We start from the raw sequence: 17,952 nt of genomic DNA, 5'->3' as shown, positions 1-17,952 counted from the left end.
AAGACAAGCGGAATGTCATTTGCCTTTGCCGTACTCAGACGATTCGGCTAGTTCGCCATCTGCATCCTACACGTAATCAGTTTGTCGCCGGCAGCAGAGAAAGCGCCTCGTGGGTATCCATGCTGCCCTCTCGGAAGAACAGGGCGCCCGCTTTGGTTTCGATATCAATTCTGCGCGAGACGTGCGTCGGGTTGTAAGACTTTTGCGGAACGCTGATAGCAAAACTCTCGGGCATGGCCTGAGCACGTTAATGCTGACGCATCAAGCGGAGATCATATCGAGTTCCGGAACTCGGAGGTTCGCCCCGCTACGCGCGTCGTTCTCGCGCCAGCCCAGAGTATTTGTGCTGAAAGGCTCCGGCGATACGCTGCAACGCACTTTCACGTAGAGCGCTCGCACAACATTGGCTGAGATCACCGGCCCGTAGTGAGGCTCGAAGCCGACAGCAACCTGCATAGGCCTACATACTCCAAGGAGCGCCATATGTATCGTAGTCTGAGGGCTTGAAAATTCTCATCGAAAAATCCATCTCACGCGCGGATTATTTGCAGTGGGGATTGCCGATGACAACAACACAGAAACAGCCAGAACAGCATGCATTCGAAGCCGACGTCAGCCGACTTTTGCACATGATGGTGCATTCGGTCTACTCGGATAAAGATGTCTTTCTCAGGGAACTGATTTCCAACGCAGCCGATGCCTGCGAGAAACTTCGTTATGAGGCGATCGCCCGGCCGGAACTCGCAGGCAGCGGATGGAGCCCTCAGATCCTGGTGACGCTCGACGAAGAGGCGCCCCTCCTCGTCGTCGAGGACAACGGGATTGGCATGAGTCGCAACGACCTTATCGACGCGCTCGGCACGATCGCTCGATCGGGTACAAGGGCCTTCATGGAACGTATCGAGGCCGCCAAGGGCGGCGAGAGAGCCGAGCTGATCGGCCAATTCGGCGTCGGTTTCTACTCATCCTTCATGGTCGCAGGCAAGGTCGACGTGATCTCCCGGCTAGCCGGAAGCGAGGATGCCTGGAAGTGGTCTTCAGATGGCAAGGGAAGCTACGACGTGGTGGCTATCGATCTCGCAGATGCTCCGACTAGAGGAACTCGCGTCGTTCTGCATCTTTTGGAGGACGCCAAGAAGTACACCACCAAGTGGGCCGTGGAAAAAATCATTCGCGATCAGTCCGGGCATGTGCCCGTGCCGATCAAGCTGATCGAGAAGCTCGGCGCCGAGCCGACTCAAATTACAGACGGCGCCGCACTCTGGACGAAGCCGAAGGGCGAGGTTTCAAAACAGGATTATGACGATTTCTATCATAATGTCTCCGGTCAGTACGACGAGCCATTGACCAACGTTCACTTTCACGCCGAGGGTCGCCACGAATACACGACGCTCGCGTTCATTCCTGGTTCTCAGCCCTTCGATCTGTTTGATCCGGACCGACAGGGTCGTATGAAGCTCTACGTCAAGCGCGTCTTCATCACCGACGACGCCGAATTGCTACCGCGCTATCTGAGATTCGTACGCGGTGTCGTCGATACGCCGGACCTGCCGCTGAACATCTCGCGCGAGATGATCCAGGAGAGCCCGGTTCTTTCGTCGATCCGTAAGGGTGTAGCCAGCCGTATACTTTCGGCGCTCGAAAAGATGGCGGAAGGGCAACCCGAAACCTTTACGAAATTCTGGGATCTGTTCGGCACGATCGTCAAGGAAGGTATCTACGAGGATTACGAACGCCGAGAACAGCTACTGAAACTGGCGCGATTCCGCACGACCGCGTCCAGCGAAGCGTCCCGGACCCTTGCCGAGTACGTTGGCGCTATGAAGGAAGGGCAGTCGGCGATCTATTACATAACCGGCTCCAGTGTCGAACAACTCAATTCTTCTCCGCATCTCGAAGGTTTCCGCGCCAAAGGCATTGAAGTTCTTCTGCTCACGGACCAGGTCGACAGCTTCTGGCCGACCAATGCTCGTGACTTCGATGGAAAGCCGTTCAGATCGGTTACGCAGGGTCAATCCGATCTAGATGCGATACCGAGTAATACGGATTCCGACGACAATAAGCCTTCGATATCATCGGATGTGACCGCGTTCATCGAGTTCGCTCGTGGAGTGCTTGGCGAGGAAGTGGCCGACGTGCGTGTTTCTCAAAGGCTAACCGAAAGTTCCGTTTGCTTGGTCGCCCCGGATGATGGGCTGGACCGACAGTTGGAAAAGATACTTCAGGGGGCCGGGCGGCTGCAGGCCGCGTCGAAACCGATCCTCGAGATAAACGCGCAGAGCGAACTTGTGCAGAATATTGCCTCAGTCGCTGATCACGCGTTCCGAGAGGACGCCGTTCGCCTCCTACTGGATGAGGCTCGAATTCTCGATGGTGACAAACCCGGAGATCCCCGCGCTTTCGCCGGCCGGCAGGCCCGTCTGTTCAGTCGGGCAATCGGCCAGCACTGATCATCGTGCACCGAAGGATAGCTGGGGCGGAACTTTGATGGGATGCTCGCGGTCTAGAATACTAGCGTCCTAGGGCATCGCCTAGGTCATTGACGCCGCCCTACACCGCCCGGTTGCTGGGGCTTGTTGGAGGCGTTTTCAATGATAATAACGAGAGCGTTGCGTCAACGCTCTCGCAATTGGAGGTCTCGACGGCGGTGCGGCGCGTGCACAGTCCTCAGCCGCTTGGTTTGCTAGGCAGCTTTCGATAACTTTGCGTTCCTGAAACGAGTTTGATCACAACACGGGATTCGGGACAGCGCTCGAGCAAGATGGTGGTTCGGACTTTGAAGTTGCAGGTGTCGCGGGACTGGCAGCTGATGGGCTTGTGATCAGGTTCACGGTTCCACCTGATCCTTCGCGTTTCCTCATAGCCGGGAAACGCAGAACGCCATGCTTGTTGGCCGTTCTTCGTAACACACGAGGCGACGTCCGGTGTAGGCGCGCCCAAGCAGATGGGGTCGCATTGCGTTTTAATCTGAATTGACCAAGTCGAGACACCTCTTATGCGAAAAGAACGCGACCTATGATGCTGGCAGAATTTACCGCCTGTCGAGAAGCGGGCACGTTCGAGCCCCAGGGCGTGGTCGATACGATGACGCAGCCGAACGTCGCCCTCGATCAGCGGCTATGTATGACCACCAGCCAATAACGCTTTCATTAAAACCTTCCAGGTGGAGTGCGACGATCTCCTCGAAGAGAGCCTGTTCGAGCTGGGCAACGGACTGTAGGACATTCGCGAACTTCGTGATCTAATCGTCAGCGTTATCCCGAGAGTTAGGGATCGGGCAGCGTACCTTCCTGGTCGATGCCCACCGTCTCGTCCACACTGATGGCAACAGCACTAACATCCTGGTGCTCTCGACGACGTCACCAAGTGTCAACCGCATGATGCGGGGAGGCATCATTTCATTCTGTCTGAAACCCGCCACCGCATGAAGAATATGTCGCCGTTGGTCGGTCCCTTGTTCTGCAGACGGAGGTGGAGGGCGCAGGCGGCGCTGAGTACCGTCAGACATTCTCCTTGGTCGCCTCGAGGTCACGCTGCGGGCACAGGAAATCGCCGCGCGCAATGACGGGCCGACCTGTGGGATCTGGTTCAGCAAGCAGGCAACGCATGGAGCGAGCGGAGAAGGCCTTGCCGTTCAGCTCGGACCCTCCAAAATCCTTGCCACAAGCATGATTTCGACGAGCTCACGACCAACGCGGTCTAAAGCGTTTCGCGCCAAACCAGATTCGGGATCCGTGGCGTAGCGGGATATCAACTTGGCGAGTGCTTCAGCGGGTTCGGTCATGCCGGGATAACCTGATCAACGCGGCTGGCTCCATAGGATTAGCGGGCAAAGCGATCGTCTTCCCCTGAGATAAGGCGGGCGTGATCAAGCCGCTTTGTGTAGCGGTGCAGATCGTTTGCGGGCGGGTAGAGGCAGCTCAGCTGTCGGCTGCGAGAGCCGGAGTGCTCGCAGAGCCTGCGTTTTCTTACTCCTAGCCGCTGATTCTGCCTCAAGATTAGTGCGGACCGTGGCGTTGAATAGAACTGCCTTGGCATCAGCCGACAATTTTTCAGGCTTAAAAAAGTGGTCTTTCGTAGCGGTCATGTTGTTTCTCCTGATGGGCTTTTATCTTCGAGCACCATGCGAAGCGCGGCGCGCTCGGGACCTTGAGGATGCAGGTACAGAAAGCGCTCGATTCGTATCGGGTTTAATGCCCACCAGCTTTGTTGGCGCGGTGCAGGACATGATCCATGCCTTCCGCGTTTCCCGTTGCAGGAACCGTCGATCCCCGTTGCTGCTCTATGCGAATTCAGCTCGTTCCATGTTGACCTCCAGGTGTCACTGCGATGAGCGGGCTATCAGCCTTTTCGGGAGCTTCGACGGCTGCTATCGGCCTTGCCTTTCGCCGATGATGTCTTTGCATCATAACCCTGACCAAAATTCGTGCCACCGAGATGGCCGCCGCCGCTGGTGTTTTTCACCTGGCGCACCGCTCTCTGGATCTGCTGTTCGGCGTTGGTTTTTTTCATGTGAGGATCCTTTTAACAAAAATAGGCCGAGGACATTCCTCGACCTTGTGACATACGGTCAATGCCAGTACATCCGTGGTCAAAGGCCGGCGAGGTGTCAGGCTGCCTGAAGATTTTCGGCTGCGCTCTTGCCCGAGCGGCCGTCAGCCACGATGTCGTAGCTCAACTTCTGGCCCTCGAGATGTAGCTCATCCCGGAGCGTTCGACGGCCGAGATGTGAACAAAGATGTCTTTGGAACCGTCGGTCGGCTGGATAAAGCCAAAGCCTTTGGTGGTGTTGAAAAACTTTACGATACCTGTATTCATGACGATTATCCTTCCAATCGCACGATTAGTCGCTGCCCGGCGCGAACCGCCGACAGTCATTCGATCGATGTCTGAAAGAAAAGGTTCGCCAGCTGCGGCTTACCGCAAAGCAAAGCTCAAAAAGCAAATTCGATAGTTCATATATGGTCATAAAATTACATTCAGCAAGGCTGACACCGGCTTTTATTTTTCGTGTATCGCAGCCCGGAGCCTCAAATTATCGCCTCGATCTGCGGATCTATGCTTGTGACCAGTGGCGCGGTCGGGTTCTTCAAACTCGATAAACGAGCCGGGCCAGCAGTGCAGGAGCAGGAGCGGGGCTTGGTGCTATCGCCTGTCATGTGCACGACTGCTGGCTTCGATCTCGGCCGCGAATTGGCGTCGCTCCTAAGCACGCCAGTCAAAGGTATCCATTCAGTAGCTGGCAGACCTAAAGCTCTGCGTACTCCGTTATCCTCGCACAAGCCGCGCCCTCTGATCCTCTACGGTTCCCTGCGCACCGTGTCCTATAGCCGGCTTTTGGCACAGGAGGTGGCGCGCTTGCAGAAGCATTTCGGCTGCGAGGTGCAGATCTCCGATCCGGCTGACCTGCCGCTTCCCGATGCGGAACCCGCCAGTCATCCGAAGGTGCAGGAGCTGCGTGAGCTGTCGGCGTGGTCGGAGGGCCAGGTCTGGATCAGTCCGGAACGCCACGGCTCCATGACCGGCATCATGAAGGCGCAGATCGAGTGGATCCCGCTTTCGGTCGGTTCCGTGCGGCCGATCCGATCTTACACTTGTTAAATTCCAAACTGTACCCACATATCTGTTATCGACCAATGTTTGTGATTTGGAGCTACGCCGGACTCTGGGCGTCTCTACCGGGCGGTCGTTCTTTCCGGCGGGTGCCGCCGGGACCAGGCGGGTTTAGCCGTTCCCGTGGGCGTCAAAGTTTCTGCTGACGGCTTTACCTCAAACAGAAGGAGGACAAAATGTCTTCCAATGAATATGCAGCATGCGTCTCGCAAAACCTGGTGCGAACGAGTTCTTTCGAGTACAGAGAACGAACAAATCCCCTCAGACATGTATTAAGCACAAGCAGCCTGAAATCGCTACCGTTGGTGGTAATGAGGGCGCTCTCACGGTCCGCATCGCAGTGGCATAGGGATTTGCCGCCAGCCTCATAGCGACGGCTGCGCCGTCCCGCGCACGCGGGGCCCTCGTCCATATATAGCGGATGATCAGATAAGCGGACCGAGACCCGGGCCAAGCTTTTTAGCGTCATCGACCACTATCACCATTCAAGGAATTCATAATGAACCACATATTCCGCAAATCGGCGGACAAGCTCTTTCGCGTTGCAAATGTCGAGCAAGGCTCGAATGGAGAAAAGCTCCAGGACCTGCGACGGGAGATGCAGAAGCGATTGCTCGAGCGGAGACAAACGGAGCGAACTCTTAGGGAAGCCTCCCGTCTCGAAGCTCAGCGTCGCTCCATGACCTGGAGGGCAACCACCTGACCCAGTTCGATTATGCAAGTTCGGCGGGGTTGTACGCTGGGAAAGCGGTTCGAGGTCACAACGGGCCTCGCTACCGGCGTTTTGAGACAGCGGCCGAGGCCCTTCGTTTTGCGGTGGAAGATATGCCTGGCGCACAGCAGTTGGGCTGTCTTCTCGAAGTCGATGAGGCCCGTTTCGATCATCGACAGATCCGTGCGCTTTACGACGCCCCCTCGTATCCTCTCCACCGACGCGTCAAATGATGCAACCGTTTGTGATTTGAAACGAGATAGCTTGTTCCGCCGCAAGCGTTGGATGATGCGAAAGATGAAAATTGACCACGACTAAACAGCCTCTCAGCCTCGACGTGTGCTCCGAACTGGTCTGGCTCAAGATCATCGCTAGCTACCGTAATCCCGTGCGGGCGCGAAGCTTTTTCGAACTCGCTGTCACTTTGATCCCGTTTGTGCTTTTATGGACCGCCGCGGCAATCGCGCTGCAGTCCGGTTACTGGGTCGGCCTGGTGTTGGTCATCCCGGCTGCGGCTTTTTTGCTACGGCTGTTCATGCTGCAGCATGACTGCGGGCACGGGTCCTTATTCGCAAATCGGCGTTTGGATGATTGGACCGGTCGCGCCCTCGGTGTCCTGACGCTAACGCCTTACGATTACTGGCGGCGTGCGCATAATGACCATCATGCGTCGGCCGGCAATCTCGATGAACGCGGTGTCGGGGACATAACGACACTCACGGTATCGGAGTATCGCAATCTGCCGCTGGTGGGTAAGCTTGGCTATCGGTTGTATCGGAATCCATTTGTGATGTTCGGGATCGGCCCTGCTTTTCTGTTTCTCATCAAGCAACGGCTGCCGTTCGGAATGATGCGATCGGGCGCACTGCCGTGGATTTCCACCATGGCGACGAACCTCGCCGTTGCCCTGTTAGCGGCAGTGTTGATTTGGAGCGTGGGCATCATTCCTTTCCTATTGATCCATCTGCCGATCGTCCTCATTGCCGGATCCGCGGGCGTCTGGCTGTTCTATGTCCAGCATCAGTTCGAGGAGACCCACTGGTCGAGGCCGCCAGAATGGGCATTCCCATATGCAGCGATGCATGGAGCCTCCCATTACGATCTGCCTCGCCCCTTGCGGTGGATTACCGGCAATATCGGAATGCACCATCTTCATCATCTCTCCAGCCGGGTACCGTTTTACCGGCTGCCTGAAGTGCTTCGTGACCATCCTGAGCTCGCGAATATCGGCCGCATTGGAATTCGCGATAGTCTGGCGTCAGTCCGGCTCGTGCTTTGGAACGAGAAAACGCAGCGACTAATTTCCTTCAGCCAGGCCGAGAAGGAAGCCCAGTGATTGCCTTATCTGCCGGTCTCACGTGGTATTTGCAGTGAACTCGGCCGATCTCTTTTCCGTACTTGCAATTGTGCAGTGCAGCATTACCTAGAGTATCCGGGACGTCGATTGGCATTCCGCAAATAGCGAGGATGCTCCATGAGAAGTCTTTCGGATACATTGCAGCGGCTACAACGATACCGCACCAGTCCGGTGATGGATGCGGGTCCAACCAGACTAACGCGGTTGGAGATCGCTAATGCTAATCCCGGCAACCTGTTCGGCTGGTACTATGCTCCCGAACCGGGCGATCGATCTGGCCTGCTTGCGCTTGTTGTCGTCCTGCATGGCTGCACCCAGACCGCGGCCGGCTACGATGCCGGATCGGGGTGGTCGAAATTGGCGGACGAATTCGGTTTCGCAGTTCTGTTTCCGGAACAGTCCCGCCAGAACAACCCCAACCTTTGTTTTAACTGGTTTTCCGACAACGACATTGAACGCGGTCGCGGAGAGGTTCGCTCGATCCGAGAGATGATCGATACGATGGTTTCTGACCATGGTATCGACCCCACTAGAGTGTTCATTACGGGGCTCTCAGCCGGCGGCGCGATGGCAAACGCCATGCTTGCCGCTTATCCGGAGGTGTTTTCCGGGGGAGCGATTATTGCAGGTCTGCCCTATGGTGTTGCATCCACGGTCCCGGACGCGTTTGACCGGATGCGGGGCCACGGCCTGCCGTCCCACCAACGGCTCCAAGAGCGTCTCCGATCGGCATCGCCGCATGTTGGCCCGTGGCCCACGATATCGGTCTGGCACGGTACGGCCGACAAGACAGTCGATGAGTTGAACGCACGGGCCATCATTGAGCAGTGGAAGGCTATACACGAGGTTGGCGATCGGCCGGCGCGGTCTGACGCAATGGATGGACATGAACATCACATTTGGACAAATAGGGCAGGCGCGGACGCCATTGAGCTTCACCGCATTGGCGGCATGGGACACGGCACCCCGATCGACACGTCGAGCGGCTATGGCGTGCAAGCCCCCTATATGCTCGACGTCGGCGTCTCCTCAACGGAACACATTGCCCGCAGTTGGGGTCTGACGCCCTCCTTCGAGCGTCGCGTCCAACTCGATGCGAGGGCGACGACCTCCAACGAGACGAGACGCGATGACCGCAAGGATGTGACGAATTATGTCCAGGATGTCATCGAGAGCGCGCTGCGATCAGCCGGGCTTATCAGATGAGATGTCCTTGGCTGCCCCCGAGGAAGAAACCTGCCCTGAACTTACGCGCACTTAGGGTACTTCTGCGCGAGGAGCGGAAATGGCGAAGCTTTCCATAGAGCACCGGACGTCCTACAGCTACCGATGTCCCGTCCAACTCACGCCCTATCGGCTGTTGCTGCGGCCGCGCGAGGGACCGGATCTCCTGCTGCGACATCACCAGATCACGGTCTCGCCGGAAGGCAAAGTCGCGTGGACCACGGACGTGTTCGGAAACGCAATTGCGACCCTGACGTTCTCGGAGCCGACCTACCAGATCGAGATCATAAGCCATGCCGACGTCGACCTCAGATCGCAAGCCTGGCCGGTATTCGACATCGCCGCATCGGGCGCAACTTACCCCTTCCTCTACGACGAGCAGGATTGGAAGGATCTTGGCTCTCTCAGGAATGCTCAGTACCCAGACCCCTCCGGCGAACTGCAGCAGTGGGTCAGGGGCTTCGTCATGGGGAACTCGACAGATACGCTGTCGCTGCTGAAAGACCTCAGTGCCGGCGTTGCGAACGGCGTTGCCTATCAGGCGCGAGAGATCGAAGGCACGCAGGCTCCGCTGAAAACCCTTCGCCTAAGGTCCGGGAGCTGCCGGGACCTCGCGACGCTGCTTGCTGAAACTGTCCGGGTCCTTGGCCTCGGGGCGAGGATCGTGTCCGGATATCTCTATGACCCAGCGAGCATCCTCGTCGGTTCAACGCCGGGCGGATCGACCCATGCATGGGTTGAAGTGTTCCTCCCGGGTGCAGGATGGATCGCGTTCGATCCGACAAACAGGAGCATGGGTAGCGGCAACCTGATCCCGGTGGCCGTCGCACGCGACATTACCCAGCTTATGCCTGTTTCGGGAATGTTTATCGGTCCTGCGGACGCATTCGTGTCGATGGATGTCGCCGTGGAAATCGCTTTGATCGCCTGATGGTGCGAGCGACAGACGGGAGCGGTTGAATTCTCCGTGGGCCGAACATAAACCCGGCGCGCCCTTGTAAAATCAGAACTTGCACCCATATGTTGTTTATCGACCATTGCTTGTGATGTTGGTCCGGAGCTTCGCTCCCGTCGGATTTCCTCTCAAAACATCGATCTTATCCCGCAAGGCATCGCGGTAACTACAACGATTGTTCTGAAAGGAAATCGTCATGACTACTGGTACCGTCAAATGGTTCAACTCCACCAAAGGCTTTGGCTTCATCCAACCGGATAACGGTAGCACGGACGTCTTCGTCCATGCGTCTGCCGTCGAGCGCGCCGGAATGCGTTCGCTCTCAGATGGCCAGAAGATCTCCTACGAGGTTATTCAGGACCGCAAGTCCGGCAAAAGCTCGGCCGAAAATCTTCAGACAGCTTAAGTTTCATTCGCCCCGCTGACCTCGGATGTACTGGCAGCAGAGCTGAGTGACTGTGAAAGGTCGGGTTAGCGCCCGGCCTTTTTGTTTTTGGCCGGCCTCTCCTCCGGCTTCGGTCCAACCGTCGACGTTTCGGATGCGTCCGAGCGACAAACCGAAAGAGGATCATCAGGATGACGAACCAGGAGTTATTCAAGCCGGAGAAGGTCTCCGCACGAGACAAGGCCGCGACCACCAGCCAAGTCGCGCGGCAGATCATTGACACGGAAGCGGCCGAGCGAATCCGCAAAACCGAGCGCTTGCGCGTATTACGAAAAGCGCATGCGAACGAGCTGAAATCAACTCGTCCCACTCGGCGCCGGAAGATGGCGCCCGCGGCAGCGTGAGGAGGGAAGATCAGCGGGACCGGCGGTCGCGACCGACACTCTAACTGAAGGAGAGGATATGCCTCCCACCTGTAGATTTTATTTGCCAAGCCCTTCCAACGCTGCTCCAGCAGCGGTTGCTGTAGCGAGCTTCGTCTTTGTCCTGTTCTTGATCGCGGAGGGCTGGCTGTGGTGAACATATCCGTCGTGAAGCAGTCTCTTCTACGTAGGTTACTCAAAAGAGCAGACTATGCGACGCTTGATCTGAAGCCCGAAGCGGGAGCGGACCATGCGGCGGAGACCACTCTCATCGAGCAGATCCGGGCTGCGATGATTGCGCCGGATGACTATCCCGCCTCGACAGAAGACGCGCAAAGGGCGGGCGAGCTGGCAGATCAAGAAACGATGTCTCGCAAGCAGGCTCAGCCCCTAGACGAGATGATTTTTATCGAGGAAAGCTGCGGCCCGGAAAATCAGATGGAATTCGCCAACAGCTCCAACGGCGACCGCTGGTTCGTATGCGATCAGAGCAAGGGTGAAGATGCCTTTGTCCTGCATCGTGCCAATCCAGCATCGGGCGGACAGGAGACAAGCAGGTCGATCGACGCATTCCTCAGTCTGAAACCTAACGGGCCTGAACATGAGGCCTTACGAGCTTTACTCCAAATCGGTCAATAGAAGCGCAACTCTGGCCCTCTTCGAACAACCCGTTTCCGACATTAGCAGCGGGTGGTCCTGACGTGCCCCCGTGGGCATTTACGACATGCGTGCAGCCCGGCCGGTCCGCCTCGTTGCGTTGTTGTAGTAGCTGCTCGTTTGCTGAAGCGATCGATGGCGCGACTGCTCCATTGCCTCGGGGAGGGGAATGCCGCGACCGGCCGCCTCCGTCAGGTACCCCGACCGAACGTTACACTCCGAATCAACAACCATCGATAAGCGATACTTATCGATAGTTTAAACTCCAACTTCCAGTCATACGCAGTGACGAACTGTAATCATACTATAGCATTCGTTTAACGAATGATTTACCATGAATTCAATGCGTTACGATCTCGCTAATCTGCCACTCCAAAGCCTGCTCAAGCCCGTCACCGAGGCGACAGCCGCTCTGTGCCGTCTGGACGAGCGCATCGCCCGCTCAGCCGTTGGCGCCGGCGTCCTCGAGCGCCAAAATTTCGCCGACGCTTGCGCCTCGCTGTGGCTCGACGGCGAACTCGTGCATCTCGAGGACCTCGTCCTCCACGACGCCGGCGCCGACGTCCGCGCCCCGACCCACGAACTGACCATCGCCCGCGACGTACTGCGCAGCCGCCGCCGTATCGCCAGCCCGTCGCCAAACTGGGCCCTCAGTCCCGACGGCCTGCGCACCCTCCGGCAGGCGCCGGCGCAGGCGGGGCCTGCAGCCTCTCTTGGTGAAGACGAAGTTCGCGGTACTACGGATGCCAAGGTCGCAACGCCCGGGGGAGGGGAGGAGGAGCGGGGTGACGAGGCCGACGCGATCGGGTCTGCGGATGGGCCCGAGGCGACCACAAGCGAGTTCGCGGGCATCGATGCGATCCTGGCGCGTTCCAGCGCCGCGATCGAGGAGGCAAAACGCCCCGGCCGTGTGGCCGCTAGCGGTCGCGACGCGGACACCAAGGCGCTGGTCTACGATCTCGACTGGGACGAGGATGCCCGGCTCGAGGAGTGGCGCGACGTCGTGCGGCGGGCGCACGACCTGCCGCCGGTGCTGGCAGCGATCGTCGCCCTCGATGCCTGGAACGAATTGTCCGTGTCGCAGCACGCGCCTTGGCTCGGCCGGCTGCTGGCCGCGGCGCTGCTGCGCCAGGCTGGCAGCTCAACCGGCGGCCACCTGGTGGCGCTCAATGTCGGCCTGAAAACCATCCCGGTCGATCGCCGCCGGCATCGCGATCGCGACACAAGGCTGCTGGCGATCGGCCAGGGACTTTTGGCCGCCGCCGAGATCGGGCTGAAGGAGCACGACCGGCTGGCGCTGGCGCGTACGATGATGGAGCGGAAGATTGCCGGACGACGGACGTCGTCGAAACTGTCGGAGCTGGTCGAGCTGGTGATGGCGAAGCCATTGGTTTCGGCCGGCATGATTGCGGAGACGCTCGGCGTCACCCAGCAGGCCGCGCGGCGGATCGTCGTGGAGCTCGGTTTGCGCGAGATGACGGGGAGGGGGAGGTTTCGGGCGTGGGGAGTGATCTAGATCGGGACATGGTGCCACTAGAAAATCGGCCACAACACAAAAGCATCTGGAAAGAATTCACATTTAATTTTGCAATAAGGTGAGTAAGAAAGCTGCCTTCAGTTGCTGGCAGATTTTGCAGCTGCTATCAACAACTTCCACGATAGCATTCGATATGTGAAGGTCTTATGCAGCCGCCTGTACGATCGAGAACAAGCCATGGTCCAAGCTTTCTGCGATGGGCTGGAAGCAAGAGAAAGGCGCTGAAGCAGTTGTCCGCTGCATACACGTCCGACAGTCTGCTTTATGTTGAGCCATTCGCCGGGTCAGCTGCACTATTTTTTGAAAGGGCTCCACGCAGGGCGCTACTTGGTGACCTCAACGGTCATCTAATCAATACAATGCGCCAAGTCCGCGACAATCCCGTAAATCTCCATTCAATGGTAAGTGCATTAAGCCGGGAGCCCAATGAATACTACGAGAGAAGAGACCAATTCAATTTGTTGAAACCGCATGGCTTGGAGGCCGCGGTTCTTTTCGTCTATCTCAATCGTAACTGCTTTAATGGGCTATGGCGCACCAACAGCAGCGGGAAATTCAACGTGCCGTACGGCGGTACTGAGATGGGCAATACGCCTCCACTGGAGCTGTTTTTGAAGTGTTCTGCCTCACTTCAGAACGCAAAGCTCCGCCATCAGGATTTCAGAATTACAGTTGGGCAGGCTGGCGAAGGTTCCTTCATCTACGCGGACCCGCCTTATTTCACGGCGCATGAACGCACTTTCGTAGAGTACGGACGACGTTCGTTCGGTCGTAAGGATCTCCAGGACTTAATTAATGGGCTGGAAGCTGCTGAGATACGAGGAGCGAAAATTGCACTGACTTACAGCGACGGTATGCCGATTGATGTGCCGAGCCATTGGGTGCAGACCCGATTTGATGTGACGCGGAATGTCGGCGGCTTCAGCGGTAGCCGTAAGAAAAACAGCGAAGTTCTTTATACGTCTGTTCCGCTGAGATACGAAGCATGAAGCGTTTTTTGCTTGTTAGTGACCTCCACGCGACAGATGAGGATCCTTCCTCGTCGAGCGCTCCATCGTATGTCAGCTCCTATTCTGCGTCGGCTTCGGCTCGGCTCGACCCGATTTCTGAGCTAGAAGCCGTGATAAGGGACGAAAAACTTTACCCCGATTACATCCTTTGCCCAGGTGATATCACGAACCGCTCGAATCCTCGCGCATTTACCTATGCCTGGGACCGCTTGAACCGGTTAGCACTCTCTTGCGGGGCAAAGCTCATCGCGACCGTGGGCAACCATGATCTCGATTCTAGATACAAGGAGAACAAGTTCGATCCACGCGGATATGTGATGTCTATCAAGCCTCAAATTCCAGTGATTGAGCGAGAACGTTTCCTGGAGTTTTGGGCCGAAAATTTCACGGTCATCAGTGAGCCAGACTGCAACATCGTGGTGGTGAATACTGCGGCCTACCATGGCGGCGGTAAAGAGGTTGCTGCCGAAATAGAGCACGGCCGTATCAGCGAGTTAACTCTTCTTGCCATTGCTGAGGCAATAAGGGCCGCCCCAAAGGCTGATACCAATGTGCTGCTGTGTCATCATCATCCTATCAAAGGCGATCAAGGTGATGTCGAGTTCGTCGGCCAAACGAGGGGCGGCGAAAAGCTTATCGAGCTGCTAGAGAAAGCTCGAAGCTCGTGGATTTTAATTCACGGCCACAAGCACGTTCCAGACATCTTTTATGGGCACGGCGGCGCTAACGCTCCTATAATTGTCGGTTGCGCTAGCTTCAGCGCCCAAGTCAATGCAGACTCGCAGAACAAGAATCCCAATCAATTTCACTTTCTTGTCACCGATCCCGTCGGCGCCAGAGCAGAGGGTCTTACGACCGCAGGATCGCTTCTTTCTTGGACATGGCAGCCCGGCGTGGGGTGGAGCAAACCATATCGTGGGGTTATCGGCCTACCACATTTTGCAGGTTTCGGCTTTCGAGGAAGTGTGAGAGTCTTGGTTGACCGCGTAAACGATCTGCTAGTGGCCAATGGGACTAGTTATGAGACATGGCCAAACGCAGTTGCGGCCATCGCTGGACTTGAGCGATTGATCCCAACCGACTTCGATGCTTTTGAGGCCGAGTTGGCAGAATCTGGCCTCAATATTCTCAATAACCGTGACGGCAGTCCCGCGCAGATAGGACGCAATGCATGAGCGTTCAACTGGAATACAACGCACGGTCGATGCCTCCAGCCGATGTGGCTAAGTCTTTCATACCGCCTGAAACCCACTTCGTAAGCTTGATTTCTCGGAACCACACTTTGCTGCTTGGTCCGAGAGGAAGTGGCAAAACGACCTTGCTGAAGATGTTGACTTTACGCGCGCTAATCGGATGGACACATCCGCGTGCCTCCGAGTTTGCAGCGCAAGTCTCTTTCAATTCGGCGTTCGTACCTGCAGATATCGCCTGGGGAAAGCAAATTGATGCGCTTGAAACGCTAGACTTCAAAGCGCACAGGAAAGAAGCTGCATTTGTCATTCACACCCTCCGTGCGCTTGTGCATGCGATGCGCGAAGCTGCAGAGCTGGGTGCTCGAGGGGCTCCGGACTATCTCAAGCATTTAGCGGTGAACATCACCTCCCTTCAGGAGGAGCAATTCGCGAAAGTTGTGAGCCCAAATCTTTCAATTCGGCCAGTCCTAAATTCACTTCTAGGTGTTGAACTGGCTCTTGAGGCTAAACTTGATGCTATTAACGCTGGAGAAGTCGACAAGGCGTTTTCCGTAGATGCGTTTCCATCGAAGATCACGTTGTTGATCTCTGCGTTCAACGGACTGACGGGAAACGACGATAGACGTTGGGCGCTATTGTTTGATGAGCTCGAAATTGCCCCCACGCCCATAAAGTCGTTTCTTTTGTCCGGCATTCGAGGTTTTGATGACCGTGTGCTGGTGAAACTGGCGATGGCCCCATATATGGAGGATGTCGCCTTTGAAAGAACGCCATCTTCCCCACAGCCATTTCATGATTATCAAACGATACAACTATCTTACGCAAACAAAGAAGATGCCATCCAGTTTAGCATCGAACTGTTCACGACCACGTTTTCGCGTCTCGGTTTCGTGGTTTCGTCGATCCCCGAAATTTTTCAAAGTCCAACAGATGAAGCTTCCTTCGGTCGCAGAGGTCGCAAGCGACATGCAATCCCTCCAGTTTTCAAAAGCCTGGCCGAAAAAGATGACTCATTCCGCAAGTATGCGAACGAGAGAAAACTCTTATCAGCCGAATATAAGTTCAATGAAAATAGCAATGCTCAGGACATAAGGAAAGTTCTCCCGATTGTTGTCGCCCGTGATTACTATCTTAGGCGATTTGAACAGGGACGAGTGGTCGCAAATCGGTCTCGAAAATCTCATTCATTGTACACTGGCTACCCTTCGATCGTGGAAATCACGGAGGGAAATCCCCGGGCGATTTTAACTTTAGTTGGCCCAATGGCTCAGGAATACCGCGAGTATGCAGCGAGAACGAACTCTGTGGCGCCGATTTCCACAACGTCGCAGGCAAATGCAATTAGGCGTGTTGAGCTCCTCCTTACATCATTGTTGCAAGTGATTCCTTTAGATCTTGGTGGCTTTGAAGCTGGAAAGGGTCTCCTCGATTTTGTTGATCAAATCGGACGCGGATTCGAGGACAGACTGCTTAAGCGACCTTTTTCTGCCGACTACGTAGGCACCTTCACACTGGATGAAAACGTTACACCTGCGGTAGTTAGCGCAGTGGGGAAAGCACTCAATGCGGGCGCTCTCATTCATGTGCCCCCTCCCGAGGGCGGGCCGGACAGCCTTTTGCGCGGTTTGAAAGGGCAACGGTTTCGAGTTTCTTACGCACTAGCTTCACGCTATCGGTTGCTTCTCACGCTTGGCGACAAGGTCAACCTCTCCAAACTCCTTCTGGAGATGCGGGGAGTTCAAGTTTCCGAAACACAGAAATCGCTGTTCGACGAAGGCGCATCGAATGATTAGAGACGAACAGGAGGGAGAACCGCTCGAGTTCGAGTTCGACGTTTCGATCGTATCGATAGGATTTGAGCAGCGATGCAGGTGGGTCACAGAATCGAGAGATATTTCATCTAAGCGAGGCATTGGTTTAGAGTTCGGGTTTCTTGCCGACGGCTCTTACGCTGACAACAAGTCGTTTTTCGAAGGCCGTAAGTTCAAGGTAATCAATGGATTAGGTTCAGGCGCAGTCGGCGCTATCATCCGAGAAGTGAGTTCGCGCGTAAGCGATGAAAGGGACATTTCCGTATTTGTAGATATTTCAGCGATGTCCCGCGAGATGATTGCAAACGTGGCCCTTGCGCTCAAAGAGATTTCTCGGGTAACAGCGCTTAAAGTCACGGTCGCCTACGCGCCGTCGAAATACGCCGGGCCCTACGCTAGTGCACCGATCCGGCTAGCCAGCCCCATCAAGCCGGCATTGGCAGGTTGGTCCGCCTTTCCGGAGTTACCAGTGGGTGCGCTCTTTGGGCTCGGCTGCGACCCCGGATTGGCGTTGGGCGCCTTACAGTTTCTTGAACCTAAAAAGGCATGGGTGTTTTCACCCAAAGGAATTGATCCACAATTTGACAAAGCCTTACTATCGGCGAACGAGCACATTGAGGACATTTTCGACGTTACGCGTTTTGACTACAGGATCTCAAATCCTTCACAGGCAAGGGGTCGGCTCGAGGTGTTACTGAACGCGATTGATCGCGATTTTAGAGTTGTCATCGTTCCGTTCGGTCCCAAGATTTTCGCGTGGCTCGCGCTGGCGACAGTGGTTTTTACTGGGAGATCGAGTGTGGGCGTGTGGGCTTTCAGTTCTAAGGAACAAGCTCAGCTTGTAGACCGAGCGGCAGATGGTCCGATCATTTGGCACACACTGAAGTTAGGTAGTCAGTGATTGAGTGACGCAATTCTCGGCCCTGTCAGTAAAATTAATTGTTTTGGAAACGCCAGCGTTGGATCAGGCATCAATAACGACTTATCGGGTAGTCCACCATGCTCACTTCAAAAGGCCCTCGTCACAGCGGTGACAAAGCCAAGGCAATATTGAGTGATCTTTGTTGCTTGGGTCG

The 17,952-nt window shown here is 56.0% G+C and carries 14 protein-coding genes and 3 pseudogenes; 13 read left to right on the top strand and 4 right to left on the bottom strand.

Features of this window, described 5'->3' with window-relative positions:
- Nucleotides 1–76: 76 nt before the first annotated feature.
- Nucleotides 77–235 carry a hypothetical protein gene (locus ACEN84_RS03000; RefSeq protein ID WP_162708712.1) on the bottom strand — a complete coding sequence of 53 codons (159 nt, stop codon included), beginning with the start codon at nt 233–235 and terminating at the stop codon, nt 77–79.
- Nucleotides 236–563: 328 nt separating this feature from the next.
- Between ACEN84_RS03000 and htpG the strand changes: the two genes are divergently transcribed.
- Nucleotides 564–2,450 carry a molecular chaperone HtpG gene (gene htpG, locus ACEN84_RS02995; protein WP_413709032.1) on the top strand — a complete coding sequence of 629 codons (1,887 nt, stop codon included), beginning with the start codon at nt 564–566 and terminating at the stop codon, nt 2,448–2,450.
- A 1,891-nt stretch (nt 2,451–4,341) separates the two neighbouring features.
- Here htpG and ACEN84_RS02990 read toward each other — a convergent pair.
- Both ACEN84_RS02990 and ACEN84_RS02985 read right to left on the bottom strand, forming a co-directional pair.
- Complete coding sequence (locus tag ACEN84_RS02990) at nt 4,342–4,512, bottom strand: hypothetical protein (RefSeq protein WP_165402667.1); 171 nt, start codon at nt 4,510–4,512, stop codon at nt 4,342–4,344.
- A gap of 97 nt (nt 4,513–4,609) precedes the next feature.
- Nucleotides 4,610–4,818 (bottom strand): annotated as a pseudogene (locus tag ACEN84_RS02985) (cold-shock protein).
- Between the two features lie 339 nt (nt 4,819–5,157).
- Here ACEN84_RS02985 and ACEN84_RS02980 point away from each other — a divergent pair.
- The 7 genes and pseudogenes from ACEN84_RS02980 to ACEN84_RS02950 form a co-directional block, all read left to right on the top strand.
- Nucleotides 5,158–5,595 (top strand): annotated as a pseudogene (locus ACEN84_RS02980) (NAD(P)H-dependent oxidoreductase); the annotation flags it as partial.
- A 1,034-nt stretch (nt 5,596–6,629) separates the two neighbouring features.
- On the top strand, nt 6,630–7,661 hold the full coding sequence (locus tag ACEN84_RS02975) for a fatty acid desaturase (RefSeq protein WP_130279810.1): 1,032 nt from the start codon (nt 6,630–6,632) through the stop codon (nt 7,659–7,661).
- 138 nt (nt 7,662–7,799) lie between these two features.
- Nucleotides 7,800–8,888, top strand: coding sequence for an alpha/beta hydrolase family esterase (locus tag ACEN84_RS02970; RefSeq protein ID WP_413708577.1), 1,089 nt, complete (start codon nt 7,800–7,802; stop codon nt 8,886–8,888).
- 79 nt (nt 8,889–8,967) lie between these two features.
- Nucleotides 8,968–9,837 (top strand): transglutaminase family protein, encoded by an 870-nt coding sequence (locus tag ACEN84_RS02965; RefSeq protein WP_413708576.1) that lies wholly within the window; start codon nt 8,968–8,970, stop codon nt 9,835–9,837.
- 220 nt (nt 9,838–10,057) lie between these two features.
- On the top strand, nt 10,058–10,267 hold the full coding sequence (locus ACEN84_RS02960) for a cold-shock protein (protein WP_413708575.1): 210 nt from the start codon (nt 10,058–10,060) through the stop codon (nt 10,265–10,267).
- A 170-nt stretch (nt 10,268–10,437) separates the two neighbouring features.
- Nucleotides 10,438–10,650, top strand: coding sequence for a hypothetical protein (locus ACEN84_RS02955; RefSeq protein ID WP_112717341.1), 213 nt, complete (start codon nt 10,438–10,440; stop codon nt 10,648–10,650).
- A 171-nt stretch (nt 10,651–10,821) separates the two neighbouring features.
- Nucleotides 10,822–11,307 carry a hypothetical protein gene (locus tag ACEN84_RS02950; RefSeq protein WP_162708713.1) on the top strand — a complete coding sequence of 162 codons (486 nt, stop codon included), beginning with the start codon at nt 10,822–10,824 and terminating at the stop codon, nt 11,305–11,307.
- 78 nt (nt 11,308–11,385) lie between these two features.
- On the opposite strand, the pseudogene ACEN84_RS02945 reads toward ACEN84_RS02950, so the two are convergent.
- A pseudogene (locus ACEN84_RS02945) lies at nt 11,386–11,535 on the bottom strand (integrase); the annotation flags it as partial.
- A gap of 124 nt (nt 11,536–11,659) precedes the next feature.
- Here ACEN84_RS02945 and ACEN84_RS02940 point away from each other — a divergent pair.
- The 5 genes from ACEN84_RS02940 (at nt 11,660) to ACEN84_RS02920 (ending at nt 17,777) form a co-directional block, all read left to right on the top strand.
- Nucleotides 11,660–12,841: an RHE_PE00001 family protein gene (locus tag ACEN84_RS02940; RefSeq protein WP_413708574.1), complete on the top strand. Its 1,182-nt coding sequence runs from the start codon at nt 11,660–11,662 to the stop codon at nt 12,839–12,841.
- 251 nt (nt 12,842–13,092) lie between these two features.
- The gene (locus tag ACEN84_RS02935) at nt 13,093–13,851 is read left to right on the top strand and encodes a DNA adenine methylase (protein ID WP_413708573.1); all 759 of its coding nucleotides are present in this window, start codon (nt 13,093–13,095) and stop codon (nt 13,849–13,851) included.
- Nucleotides 13,848–15,047, top strand: a complete 1,200-nt coding sequence (locus ACEN84_RS02930; protein WP_413708572.1) for a metallophosphoesterase family protein — start codon at nt 13,848–13,850, stop codon at nt 15,045–15,047. Before ACEN84_RS02935 ends, ACEN84_RS02930 begins: the two co-directional genes overlap by 4 nt.
- Nucleotides 15,044–16,858: a hypothetical protein gene (locus ACEN84_RS02925; RefSeq protein ID WP_413708571.1), complete on the top strand. Its 1,815-nt coding sequence runs from the start codon at nt 15,044–15,046 to the stop codon at nt 16,856–16,858. The genes ACEN84_RS02930 and ACEN84_RS02925 overlap by 4 nt, the downstream gene beginning before the upstream one ends.
- The gene (locus ACEN84_RS02920) at nt 16,851–17,777 is read left to right on the top strand and encodes a hypothetical protein (RefSeq protein ID WP_413708570.1); all 927 of its coding nucleotides are present in this window, start codon (nt 16,851–16,853) and stop codon (nt 17,775–17,777) included. Before ACEN84_RS02925 ends, ACEN84_RS02920 begins: the two co-directional genes overlap by 8 nt.
- The last annotated feature ends 175 nt before the right edge of the window (nt 17,778–17,952 follow it).

It is taken from the genome of Rhizobium sp. Rhizsp82, assembly GCF_047325115.1.
Classification (GTDB): domain Bacteria; phylum Pseudomonadota; class Alphaproteobacteria; order Rhizobiales; family Rhizobiaceae; genus Rhizobium.
This window is presented reverse-complemented; position numbering and strand designations above follow the sequence as displayed.

Bases quoted from the DNA above. Each gene is read 5' to 3' on its own strand.
- ACEN84_RS03000 (WP_162708712.1), bottom strand. From the start codon at position 235: ATGCCCGAGAGTTTTGCTATCAGCGTTCCGCAAAAGTCTTACAACCCG.
- htpG (WP_413709032.1), top strand. From the start codon at position 564: ATGACAACAACACAGAAACAGCCAGAACAGCATGCATTCGAAGCCGAC.
- ACEN84_RS02990 (WP_165402667.1), bottom strand. From the start codon at position 4,512: ATGAAAAAAACCAACGCCGAACAGCAGATCCAGAGAGCGGTGCGCCAG.
- ACEN84_RS02970 (WP_413708577.1), top strand. From the start codon at position 7,800: ATGAGAAGTCTTTCGGATACATTGCAGCGGCTACAACGATACCGCACC.
- ACEN84_RS02965 (WP_413708576.1), top strand. From the start codon at position 8,968: ATGGCGAAGCTTTCCATAGAGCACCGGACGTCCTACAGCTACCGATGT.
- ACEN84_RS02960 (WP_413708575.1), top strand. From the start codon at position 10,058: ATGACTACTGGTACCGTCAAATGGTTCAACTCCACCAAAGGCTTTGGC.
- ACEN84_RS02955 (WP_112717341.1), top strand. From the start codon at position 10,438: ATGACGAACCAGGAGTTATTCAAGCCGGAGAAGGTCTCCGCACGAGAC.
- ACEN84_RS02940 (WP_413708574.1), top strand. From the start codon at position 11,660: ATGAATTCAATGCGTTACGATCTCGCTAATCTGCCACTCCAAAGCCTG.
- ACEN84_RS02930 (WP_413708572.1), top strand. From the start codon at position 13,848: ATGAAGCGTTTTTTGCTTGTTAGTGACCTCCACGCGACAGATGAGGAT.
- ACEN84_RS02925 (WP_413708571.1), top strand. From the start codon at position 15,044: ATGAGCGTTCAACTGGAATACAACGCACGGTCGATGCCTCCAGCCGAT.
- ACEN84_RS02920 (WP_413708570.1), top strand. From the start codon at position 16,851: ATGATTAGAGACGAACAGGAGGGAGAACCGCTCGAGTTCGAGTTCGAC.